We start from the raw sequence: 9,201 nt of genomic DNA, 5'->3' as shown, positions 1-9,201 counted from the left end.
GAGAAAGTACAGGGCTCAGGTCACTATTTCTAGGATCACCGCACCAGCTAACCACTTCCTCATGTGTAGATACAGCATCGGTTTGCAAACCCTCAAAGAAAGTTCCACAACCGATCATGGTATTACCACTAAAACTAAAACCGTTTGGAATTCTAGGTAAAAAGTTTGATGAACCATGAGGCTTTAATACGTTAACCCCTTGACCTGAAAAGTTATAATCCGATGGGTAACCAGTCAACCCCAAAGCCTGCTCAATTAATGTATCATAATTTAACGTAACAATATTAATCTCTCTCATATATCTACGAAGCTTATTGAAAAGCCTCGCATATGCATTCTCTGGCGTTATTTTAAATTTAGAAAGATAGCAGGCGATTTCTTTTTGCAATGGATTAATCTTTCTGCTGTCGTTGGCTATGTATACCATACCTTCTTCAAAGCCACGCTCAATAAAAACATTTTTAATATCTTGTGGTAATGCGGCAAATGCTCTATTTAAAGACTCCAGATTGTCAAAAAGATAATTTCCTAATGGAGGATTATATGGAATAGTTCTACCAGAACCATAACTTGCACCAGCACCAAAAATTAATGTTATCAATCGTTCCCCCTAAAATAAAAACACCATATTATTTAAAAGCACATCATTAATATGACACTACCATCATGCTAACAAACATATAAACTAATGGCATTCAAAATAATGTCCAACTTTCGTCCACTGCATCAATACTGTTTGGCACCGACATTTTTTATGCTCATATCTACATGAATATGGAACAAAACTTGCTGTATCCCTCCCCTTAGATCCCGGCAACCGGTCGCGAGGGGCCCATGACACCGACCTTTATCAAAAGCAATGCTGCCGCCCAGCTCACCATGGCCGTCGAGGTGATGGATGAGCAGGGCACGCTGCAAACCCGCCAAATCGCCTGCGAGCGGCCACTGACGGTCTACCTCAACTGGAAGGAAATCGTCACCCTGATGACGCTGGGGGCCCGCCCCGAGGCGCTGGTGCTGGGTTATCTGAAAAATCAGGGCTTTATCGAGGATATTGCAGCCATAGAGTCGGTGATTGTCGACTGGGAGAGCGAGGCCGCCGCCGTGGTGAGCAGCCAGCAGGCAGCCGATCTCGACAAGGCGCTGGAGAAGAAGACAGTCACCTCCGGCTGCGGTCAGGGCACCATGTATGGCAGCGTGATGAAAAAGCTCGAAGGGGTGGTCTTGGCGGCGCCCGAGCTTAAACAGAGCACCCTCTACGCCCTGCTCAAGGCGCTGTCGGCCCATAACGAAACCTACAAGATGGCGGGTGCGGTGCATGGCTGCGCCATCTGTCGCGGCAGCGAAATCCTCTCCTTTGTCGAGGATGTGGGGCGCCACAATGCGGTGGATACTCTGGCGGGCGAGCTGTGGATGCGCGGCGAGGCTGGCCACGACAAGATCTTCTACACCACCGGGCGGCTCACCTCGGAGATGGTGATCAAGGTGGCGCAGATGGGCATTCCGGTGCTGCTGTCGCGCTCCGGCGTTACCCAGATGGGGCTGGATCTGGCACGCCAGCTCGGCATCACCATGATTGCCCGCGCCAAGGGGCGCCATTTCGAGGTATTCAGCGGCCACGACCATATCGTGCTGGACGAGAAGCCGCCGGTGCTGACGCCCGGTTCGACCGGTCGCGGGATGCGGGACTAAGCCATGAACGAATTTATGAATGTGAAGCAGGTGGCTGAATACCTCGATCTCAACGAGAAGAAGGTCTACCAGCTCGCCAACGAGGCGCGCATCCCCGCTACCAAGGCGACCGGCAAGTGGCTGTTTCCGCGATCCCTGCTCGATCGCTGGCTGCTCGGCAGCTGCCACGAGGGGGTAATGAACGACCGGCTGCTGCTGGCGGGCTCGGACGACGTATTGCTCCACTACGCCAGCAGCCGGCTGGCCCGGCAGCTCGGCACCCAGGCACTGGTGGGCTACACCCCGTGCGGCACCCGTCAGGGGCTGGCGATGCTGGCCCGTGGCCATGTGGATCTCTGTGCCATCCACTGGGGGCAGGCCGAGGAGGCGCATCTGCGCCACCCGGCGCTGGTGCAGCAGTATCAGGGCCACCGGCAATGGGTGATCGTTCATGGATTCAGGCGGGTGCAGGGGCTGGTGCTGCGGCAAGGGCTGCAACCCAAGGAGGCGAAAGAGGCGCTCGACTGGCGCTGGGCCATGCGTCAGGAGGGGGCTGGCAGCCAGCGCGCCCTGCAGGAGTGGCTGCAAACCCAGGGGGAGTCGCTGACCCGGCTGGAGCGCACCATTGAGGTCAACAGCGAGCGGGAGCTGGCCGCCGCCATCAGCCGTGGCGATGCGGATGTCGGGCCCGGTGCCCAGAGCACTGCCACCGAGTTTGGCCTCGGCTTTATGCCCTTGTCGCAGGAGTGCTTCGATCTGGTGATGCCGCAGGGGGTTTTCTTTCGCACCCTGCTGCAACAGCTGATCGGCTGGCTGCAATCCCCCGAGGGGCGCGAGCTGGCGGCTCGCCTTGGCGGCTATGACCTGACCCAGAGCGGCAAGCTGGTATGGAGCCCGCAGTAAAGAACCACTCACCCACCGACAAAACAGCCCGCCAACCATGTTGACGGGCTGTTTTTATCACGGGCCTTTTTATAACAGCATCAATCGCTTGTCTCACGCCCCTCGGCATTGAGGGCGATGCGCCACCCTTCCAGTTTCGCGGGCTCGCTGCCGCTGGGCAGCAGGGCGTTGCTGCGCAGCCGCACGGTAAAGCAGCTCCCCTGCCCCGGGGTGGAGTCCACCAAGAGCTCCCCACCCCAGCGGCTGATGATGCGGTGGCTCAGGGCCAGCCCCAGACCGGTGCCGGTGGCGCGGGTGGTGAAGAAGGGGTCGAAGATCTTGTCGATAATGGCCGCCTCGATGCCGCTACCGTTGTCGATCACCCGTACCTCGGCCCCGCGCAGCTGACCCAGTTCATCGACCCAGTCGCGGCTCTCGACCCGGATCTCCCCCTGCTCTCCCAGCGCGTGGCTGGCGTTGACCAGAAGGTTTATCAGCACCTGTAGCAGCTGCTGACGATCCGCCTCGATGGGCTGCTGGGCCCTGAGATCGGCCACCAGCTCCACCTGCTGCTGGCGCAGGGCGGAGCGCACCAGCGTCAGACTCTCCTCGATGATGGGATTGAGGTGCTGCCACACCGGCGCCGTCTCATAATCGCCGGGGCGAGAGTATTGCAGCAGGCTGCGGGTGATGGCGCGAATGCGCTCGATCTGGGCCAGCACCAGCGCCAGCTCCTCGCTGACCGGCTCGGCCGCCTCTCCCAGCTCCAGCTTCATCAGCTCCACATTGCCGAGGATCACCGCCAGGGGGTTGTTGATCTCGTGGGCCACCCCGGCCGAAAGCTCGCCAAGGGCCGCCAGCTTTTCGCTGATCAGCAGCTGCTGGCGCGCCTCGGTCAGCATATGGATATGATCTTCCAGCTCCGCAGTCTTGAGCTCGAGGCTCTGGGTGCGCTCGGCCACCTTCTGCTCCAGCTCGTCGGCGCTGCGAGCCATCTGCTGCTGGTGCGCCTCCTGCCTGTCCAGCATGGCGTCAAACTGGCGACCGAGCTGGGCCAGCTCGTGGTCAGGGTCGAGGGCCAGCGGGCCGATGCGAGCCGACTCCCCGGCCTGCACCTGCCGCACCACCTTGTGCATCCGCTCGATGGGGGAGAAGAGATCCCGCGCGCCGCGATAGACCAGCAGGCCGGAGAGCAGCAACAGCAGCACCACGCCGGAGCCCAGCTCCACCAGATTGGTGAGGTAGGTGCGGATAATGGGCCACTCGAGAAAGCCCACATAGAGCATGCCGAGCCGCTCGCCCCTGGCGCCCAAGAGCGGCTCGTAACCCGAGACATACCAGGCGTCGTGAACGAAGGCGCGGTCAACCCACATCTCCCCCCGTCCCAGCACCTGATCGCGCACTGGCGGCGAGACCCGGGTGCCCACCGCCCGACCCACCTGACGGCTGCTGCTGACCGGTACGTTGGTGCTCACCCGCAGATCGTCGAGAAACAGGGTGACGGTGCCGACGCTGCCATCCGGCAGGGTATTTTTGGCAAACACCTGCCCCTTGAGCTCATCCACCAGCCGGGTGCTGCCGTTGACAAGCTCGCCCCCCTCCAGCACCGCCCAAAGGGAGCCGTCGCGGCCCATCACCGGCGTCAGTGAGAGGCTGATCAATCCCCTGTTCTCCACCACCCTGGTGCCATCCCGCTGCCACAGCACAGCCCGCTTGGCCAGTTGCAGGGAGAGGGCGAGCATCTCCTGCTGTGACCAGACCACGAAGTGACTGACGCTGCGCCCGGCAGTGAGGGCGGCGCGCTCCTGCGCCGTCAGCTGATCCAGCTCGGGGCCACGGCGCAAGCGCAGAAAATCGAGACCATAGTTGGCCGCCAGCGGCATCACCCAGTCATGCAACTGATCCGGCGATTCCCGCAGCCGAAGCTGAAAGGCCCAGGCATCGCGTAGATGCTCGAGATGCTCGGTCTGGCGCTGCTGCTGCACCGTGATGGCGTGGTGGGCCACCCCAAGATCGCTGCGCACCGTGGTGAGCAGGTTCTGCCAGCTGTAGGTGAGAGTCCAGTAGAGGGTGAGCGCGATCATGCCCACCAGGGTGAGCATGATGGGCACCGAAGTAAGCAGCAGCAGGCGCCAGCGCACTTTGGTGCGCACGCAACGGGGCAACAGGGCGCGCATGCAGCGGGAGAGCAGGGTCAGTTTCATCGCCACTCCATCCGATCAGCCTTCCTCATTCGATGGCCCACTCCTTGAACTTGCGATCCAGCGTCTTGCGCGCCACCCCGAGCACCCGGGAGGCGGCCGACTTGTTGCCATCATGGCTCGCCACTACTTGCAGGATGTGGGCCTTCTCCACCTCCGCCAGCGGCCATGCCAGCGGGTAGCCCTCCTCGCTCGTGCCCGGTTCGGCGGGCTTGCTGCTCTGCCAGTAATCCGCCGGGGGCTTGCCCAGCAGCAGGCAGCGTTCAATGAGGTTGCGCAGCTCCCGCACATTGCCGGGCCAGGGGTAGGCTTGCATCGCTACCACATCCTCATGGGTCCAGCTCAAAGAGCCCATCCCCATCTCGGCGGTGAGCTGGCGGGTGAAGTGGTGCACCAGCGCGGGGATATCGTCGATCCGCTCCCGCAGCGGGGCGACCGGCAGCGCCACCACGTTGAGGCGATAGAAGAGATCTTCGCGAAAGCGGCCTGCCTCCACCTCGGCCTTGAGGTTGCGGTTGGTGGCGGCGACGATACGCACATCCACCGCCAATTCGCGCTCGGCCCCCACCGGGCGGATGGCCTTCTGCTCCAGCGCCCGCAGCAACGAGGCCTGCATGGCAAGGGGCATCTCGCCGATCTCGTCGAGAAACAGGGTGCCCTGATGGGCGACCCGAAACAGGCCGTCACGCCCCTTGCGGGCGCCGGTAAAGGCACCCTGCACGTGACCAAACAGCTCGCTTTCCAGCAGCTCCGGCGCGATGGAGGCGCAGTTGAGGGGCACAAAGGCCCCCATCCGGCCAGAGAGTTGATGCAGGGCGCGGGCCACTAGCTCCTTACCGGTGCCGGACTCCCCCTCCACCAATACGGCGGCATTGGAGGGGGCTACTCTGGCGATGAGCGTCTTGAGCTCGCGGGTCTTGGCACTGTCGCCAATCAGAGTGGGCGGGAAGAGCTTGCTCACCTCCCGGCGCAGCAGCAGGTTCTCCCGCTCCATCTGGCGGCGCTCGATGACTCTGTCCACCGCCTGCACCATCTGATCGAGGTTGAAGGGCTTGAGGATAAAGTCGCTGGCGCCGAGGCGCAGCGCCTTGAGGGCGGTCTCCATATCGCCAAAACCGGTCATGAAGATGATGTCGCTGCGACGGGTAGCGGGGTCGATGGCCTCGTGCCACTCGATGCCGGAGCGCCCCGGCAGCCGGATGTCGGCGATGATAAGGTCGAAGTGAAGGCGGCAGCGCAGGGCTTCCGCCTCCTCCACGCTGGCGGCAGTCTCAATCTGGGCAAAACGCTTGGCCAGCGCCTTGGCCAGAAAGCTGCGCATGCCGGGCTCATCGTCAACGATAAGCAGGGAGAGGGCAGACCAGCGGCTGGGAGGGAGTGTCATGGAAAAAAGTACCTCGGATGCACGTACGGTCGGTGAATGTCCCGATAACCGGAACCTTAGTGGGACATTTTGTCCTTACCGTATCAAAAGCACCAACACCAATTATTAAAAGCGATAACAAGCTCACCTAATTGATTTTAATAAGCTTCTGTTTTTAAACGGCAAACCGTGAATGCACCGGCAAAGGAACAGTTTGGCACCCTGCTTGCTTACTCTTGCCCTCTCCTCATCCACCCTGAAAAAAGTTGCATCACGATGACGATAAAAACCAGCCTCAAACGTTTTGCCCTCTCCCTCGCCGCCAGCCTGCTGATCGCCGGTGCGGCCCACGCCGAAGCGGATACTAATGCCACAAAAGCGCCGATCCGCCTCGCCACCACCACCAGTACCGAACAGTCCGGTCTGCTGGGCTGGCTGCTGCCCCAGTTCACCAAGGAGACCGGCTATCCGGTGCAGGTGATGGCGGCCGGTACCGGCCAGAGCCTGAAGATGGGCGAGAACGGCGATGCGGATCTGGTGATGACCCACGCCCCCTCTGCCGAGAAGCAGTTCGTCGACGCAGGCTTTGGCATCGAGCCGGTACACCTGATGTATAACGACTTCGTTATCGTCGGCCCGGCGAAAGATCCGGCGGGTCTGGCCAAGCTACACGATGCAGCCAAGGGGCTGCAGGCCATCAAGGATAAAGGCCAGACCTTTATCTCCCGCGGTGACGAGTCCGGTACCCACATCAAGGAGAAGACCCTGTGGCAAGCCGCTGACGTCAAACCCGAGTTTGCCGGTTACAAGTCCATCGGCCAGGGGATGGGCCCGACCCTGACCATGGCCTCGGAGCTCGGAGCCTACACCCTGACCGACCGCGGCACCTGGCTCGCCTACCAGAGCAAGCTGGATCTCGCCGTACTGCTGGAGGGTGACAAGCGCCTGTTCAACCCCTATCAGGTGATCCTGGTCAACCCCAAGCGCTACCCGGATCTCAACACCGAAGGGGCCCGCACCCTGAAGAACTGGCTGGTCTCCGAGCATGGCCAGAAGCTGATCGGCGACTTCAAGGTAGCCGGTCAGGCGCTGTTCGTAGCGGATGCCAACGGGAAATAATGGCAACCCTGACCCCTGCGATGACCTTGATGGCCCTCCCCCGGTTCGCTGAGGGAGGCGCCTGATGCCGACATTGATCGACACGACCGTATTGACGGCCCTCGCCCTGCACGATGAGAGAGAGGCGTCATGCCGACCTTGATCGATACCACGCTGGCGGCCCTCGCCCTGCTGTTCAGTGGTGACACCGAACTGTGGCAGGTGGTGGGGGTCTCCTTCTCCGTCTCCTGCATCGCTCTGCTGCTGGTGCTGCTGCCCGCCTTGCTGCTGGGCTTTGCCCTGGCCTATCTGCCGCTGCCCGGCCGCTGGCTCTGGCTCTCCTGCATTAACACCTTGCAATCGGTGCCGACCGTGGTGATTGGCCTCTTGCTCTACATGCTGCTGTCGCGGGCCGGCCCCTTTGGCGACTGGAAGCTGCTCTTTACCCAGCAGGCGATGGTGGTGGGGCAGATGCTGATCGCCTTTCCGGTGATCGCCACCATGGCCCACGCTGCATTTGTCCAGAGCGACCGGCGTGCCTGGGAGACCGCCCTGACCCTGGGGGTCTCCTGGCCCAAGGCGCTGATCGGCCTGATGCACGAGTGCCGCTTTGGCCTGCTGGCCGCCATCATCGGCGCCTTCAGCCGCATCGTCACCGAGGTGGGCTGCTCCATGATGGTGGGGGGCAATATCCTGCATTTCACCCGCAATATCCCCACCGCCATCGCGCTGGAGACCCAGAAAGGGGCCTTCACCCAGGGGGTGGCACTCGGCATAGTGCTGCTCACCCTAGCCCTGTTGCTCAACCTGCTGCTGACGGCCTGTCGCGGCCACAGCTATCTGAAGAACTGACCATGCCCCCACTGTGTATTAACAGGAGTACCCCATGGCTCTGACCGCCCACCAGCTGACGATGCGCTTTGGCGAGCGCCAACTGTTCGAGATTGACCGGCTCGCCATCGCAGCGGGGGATGCCATCTGGCTGCATGGAGCCAACGGGGTGGGCAAGACTACCTTGCTCAAAATCCTGGCAGGGCTGCTAGCCCCCACCCGCGGCCACACCAATCTGCCGGGGCGCTGGCAGCAGCGGCTAAACCGGCTGCTCAAGCGGGATCTGGGGCCGGGCCGGGTCACCTATCTGCACCAGACCCCCTATCTGTTCGATCGCACAGTGCACGACAACGTGGCCTGGGCGCTCGATAAACAGCTCGGCAGCGAGATCCGGGTGTTCGAGGCGCTGCGCCGGGTCGAGCTGGAGGGACTGGCGCGGGAGCACATCAGCATTCTCTCGGGTGGCGAACGGCAACGGCTGGCGATGGCCCGTGCCTGGGCACTGCAACCGGCCTTTCTGCTGATGGATGAGCCCACCGCCAATCTGGACACACATTCGGTTGCCCTGATGGCCGCATTGGCGCAAGATCTGCGAGAACATGGCAGCGGCCTGGTCGTCATCAGCCACCAGAGCAACGCCCTGACCGACCTGTGCGAGCGGCAATGGACCCTCGCCCGTGGCCAGCTGCAAGAGACGACCCCTTTAAAAATCATCGAGCGACATGACTTCAAAAAGCGACAGCCACTCTGATCCCGTTGCCGTATCAGCAGTGATCCTGGCAGGAGGCCGCGCCACCCGGATGGGGGGCGAAGACAAGGGATGGGTAGCACTGGCGGGACGCCCTCTTATCGACCACGTTCTGGCACGGCTGCGCCCCCAGGTGGATGAGGTGCTGATCAACGCCAACCGCAGTCAGGCCCGCTATCAGGCGCTGGCCCCGGTCATCAGCGATGACAACAACGACTATCTCGGCCCGCTGGCGGGCATGCAGGCTGGCCTTGCCGCCGCCCGTCACGACTGGGTGCTGTTCGTTCCCTGCGATGGCCCCGCCCTGCCACTGGATCTGATGAGCCGCTTTCGCGCCGCCCTGACCCCGGATACCGAGCTGGTGGTAGCCCACGACGGCGACTGGCTGCAACCCGTGGTGGCCCTGC

At 61.8% G+C, this 9,201-nt stretch carries 9 protein-coding genes; 6 read left to right on the top strand and 3 right to left on the bottom strand.

Features of this window, described 5'->3' with window-relative positions; all coding sequences use genetic code 11:
* Positions 1-601, bottom strand: a 601-nt coding sequence (locus tag DBR30_RS12050) for a hypothetical protein (RefSeq protein WP_108588362.1), incomplete at its 3' end; no start/stop codon positions are given.
* Positions 602-834: 233 nt separating this feature from the next.
* On the opposite strand from DBR30_RS12050, the gene DBR30_RS12045 reads away from it, so the two are divergent.
* Both DBR30_RS12045 and DBR30_RS12040 read left to right on the top strand, forming a co-directional pair.
* Positions 835-1,692 (top strand): formate dehydrogenase accessory sulfurtransferase FdhD, encoded by an 858-nt coding sequence (locus DBR30_RS12045; protein WP_108541317.1) that lies wholly within the window; start codon positions 835-837, stop codon positions 1,690-1,692.
* 15 nt (positions 1,693-1,707) lie between these two features.
* Positions 1,708-2,574: a helix-turn-helix transcriptional regulator gene (locus tag DBR30_RS12040; RefSeq protein WP_081042891.1), complete on the top strand. Its 867-nt coding sequence runs from the start codon at positions 1,708-1,710 to the stop codon at positions 2,572-2,574.
* A gap of 80 nt (positions 2,575-2,654) precedes the next feature.
* Here DBR30_RS12040 and DBR30_RS12035 read toward each other — a convergent pair whose 3' ends face one another.
* Both DBR30_RS12035 and DBR30_RS12030 read right to left on the bottom strand, forming a co-directional pair.
* Positions 2,655-4,757 carry a sensor histidine kinase gene (locus DBR30_RS12035; RefSeq protein WP_181363564.1) on the bottom strand — a complete coding sequence of 701 codons (2,103 nt, stop codon included), beginning with the start codon at positions 4,755-4,757 and terminating at the stop codon, positions 2,655-2,657.
* A gap of 25 nt (positions 4,758-4,782) precedes the next feature.
* Positions 4,783-6,138, bottom strand: coding sequence for a sigma-54-dependent transcriptional regulator (locus DBR30_RS12030; RefSeq protein ID WP_064339669.1), 1,356 nt, complete (start codon positions 6,136-6,138; stop codon positions 4,783-4,785).
* A 255-nt stretch (positions 6,139-6,393) separates the two neighbouring features.
* Between DBR30_RS12030 and DBR30_RS12025 the strand changes: the two genes are divergently transcribed.
* From DBR30_RS12025 to mobA, 4 genes are all read left to right on the top strand, one after another.
* Positions 6,394-7,236: a substrate-binding domain-containing protein gene (locus DBR30_RS12025; RefSeq protein ID WP_108541315.1), complete on the top strand. Its 843-nt coding sequence runs from the start codon at positions 6,394-6,396 to the stop codon at positions 7,234-7,236.
* Positions 7,237-7,365: 129 nt separating this feature from the next.
* Positions 7,366-8,067 carry an ABC transporter permease gene (locus DBR30_RS12020; protein ID WP_019446238.1) on the top strand — a complete coding sequence of 234 codons (702 nt, stop codon included), beginning with the start codon at positions 7,366-7,368 and terminating at the stop codon, positions 8,065-8,067.
* A gap of 34 nt (positions 8,068-8,101) precedes the next feature.
* The gene (locus tag DBR30_RS12015) at positions 8,102-8,797 is read left to right on the top strand and encodes an energy-coupling factor ABC transporter ATP-binding protein (protein ID WP_108541314.1); all 696 of its coding nucleotides are present in this window, start codon (positions 8,102-8,104) and stop codon (positions 8,795-8,797) included.
* Positions 8,769-9,201 (top strand): molybdenum cofactor guanylyltransferase MobA (gene mobA / locus DBR30_RS12010; protein ID WP_375135847.1); only part of this gene is annotated, 433 nt, incomplete at its 3' end. The genes DBR30_RS12015 and mobA, both read left to right, overlap by 29 nt.

Source organism: Aeromonas sp. HMWF017, from assembly GCF_003061465.1.
In the GTDB taxonomy this organism is placed as follows: Bacteria; Pseudomonadota; Gammaproteobacteria; order Enterobacterales; family Aeromonadaceae; genus Aeromonas; species Aeromonas veronii.
The sequence above is the reverse complement of the archived record's forward strand: the minus strand, read 5'-3'. Positions and strand labels throughout refer to the sequence as shown.

Coding starts and splice junctions, on each gene's coding strand:
- DBR30_RS12015 (WP_108541314.1), top strand. CDS start 8,102: ATGGCTCTGACCGCCCACCAGCTGACGATGCGCTTTGGCGAGCGCCAA.
- DBR30_RS12030 (WP_064339669.1), bottom strand. CDS start 6,138: ATGACACTCCCTCCCAGCCGCTGGTCTGCCCTCTCCCTGCTTATCGTT.
- DBR30_RS12020 (WP_019446238.1), top strand. CDS start 7,366: ATGCCGACCTTGATCGATACCACGCTGGCGGCCCTCGCCCTGCTGTTC.
- DBR30_RS12035 (WP_181363564.1), bottom strand. CDS start 4,757: ATGAAACTGACCCTGCTCTCCCGCTGCATGCGCGCCCTGTTGCCCCGT.
- DBR30_RS12040 (WP_081042891.1), top strand. CDS start 1,708: ATGAATGTGAAGCAGGTGGCTGAATACCTCGATCTCAACGAGAAGAAG.
- DBR30_RS12025 (WP_108541315.1), top strand. CDS start 6,394: ATGACGATAAAAACCAGCCTCAAACGTTTTGCCCTCTCCCTCGCCGCC.
- DBR30_RS12045 (WP_108541317.1), top strand. CDS start 835: ATGACACCGACCTTTATCAAAAGCAATGCTGCCGCCCAGCTCACCATG.